Below are 824 nucleotides of genomic sequence, written 5' to 3' on the forward strand. Positions count from 1 at the left end.
TATCGATACCTGCTGAAGCAGCTGAAGGGTATTGTCACCTCGGCGAAGTCGGCGACCTCGCTGGATCGTGGCGATCTGCAAGTGCAGTACTCAACGGTTAAGGCGCAGATCGATCAACTCGCTGCTGATTCGACCTACCAGGGCCTGAATCTCGTCAATAACTCGACTGCCCGTCAGACCACTCAGTTCTCTGAGCGTTCCTCGAGCAAGCTCGATGTTACCGCGCGTCGTCTGACGACCTATAATGCGTTGACTTCTCAGGGCGCCTCGGCTGCTAACACTGGTTCAGTGGCGGCGCCGTGTTCTCCAACAACGCAGCGGGTGCGGTTGGTCTCTACTATGCGGTCGGCGTTAACTCGACCACGGGCGTTTCGACGGAAGCGAAGCTCGTTCGTTACAACTCGGGTGCAACCACGATCGATGCAACCGGTACCTCGACGACTTACTTGGGCTCGGTCGGCGCGCGTTCGTTCAACTACACCAACTTCGCGACCGCCTCGGGTTTGAACGTTTTTTGCTGGCTCGCAGATCATGATCTTCGTCGACTCGCAGTTGACGGGTTCGAATGCGATCTCGACGGTTACCACTGGGACCCTGTGGTCGGCAGCGGCGTTTGACGTTAACCAGACGATCAATGCCAACGATCAGTTCACGCAGGCTCTCGATTTCTTGATGTCGGGCTTGGATAACGCCATTTCGCAGAATAATTCGGCTGCGAAGTCGCTCGGTACCAACGTCGCGATCCTCAGCACCCGCCTGTCGTTCACGAAGGAATATGTGGACATTCAGAAGGAAGGTTCGGGCAAGTTGACGTTGGCCGATAC

1 pseudogene is annotated in these 824 nt (G+C 56.3%); it reads left to right on the forward strand.

Going from position 1 to position 824, the window contains the following annotated elements:
- Positions 1–531: 531 nt before the first annotated feature.
- Positions 532–824, forward strand: a pseudogene (locus tag VZ95_RS26215) (hypothetical protein); the annotation flags it as partial.

Source organism: Elstera litoralis (genome assembly GCF_000963705.1).
In the GTDB taxonomy this organism is placed as follows: Bacteria; Pseudomonadota; Alphaproteobacteria; order Elsterales; family Elsteraceae; genus Elstera; species Elstera litoralis.